Origin of the sequence: Salmonella sp. SAL4457 (assembly GCF_046548235.1) — a bacterium.
GTDB classification, from domain to species: domain Bacteria; phylum Pseudomonadota; class Gammaproteobacteria; order Enterobacterales; family Enterobacteriaceae; genus Salmonella; species Salmonella enterica.
Map to the genome: position 1 here is coordinate 1 of NZ_JBGDZO010001076.1, position 247 is coordinate 247.

Genomic DNA, 247 nt, shown 5'->3' on the forward strand with positions numbered 1-247 from the left:
GGTGTCACGTTGCTCACCGGGGCGCCGGATCTGCCGGCGGACTACGCCTCGTACTCCTTCACGATGCAGGTGATCGTGTCCATCTACGTGGCCGGGCAGGCCCCGGTGGCCGTCTCGCGCGACCTCCGGTTCCGCACGATCACGCTGTACTTCTCCCGCCCGCTGCGGCGCGGTGACTACGTCGCGGCCAAGTTCGCAGCGCTGGCGACGGCGGTGCTCGTGTTCTGCGCCACCCCCCTTGTGGTGC

General features: G+C 69.6%; 1 protein-coding gene. It reads left to right on the forward strand.

The window, feature by feature from the left end; genetic code table 11:
• Positions 1 to 247: hypothetical protein (locus ACLJNW_RS27500; protein ID WP_410961726.1), on the forward strand; the 247-nt coding region annotated here is incomplete at both ends.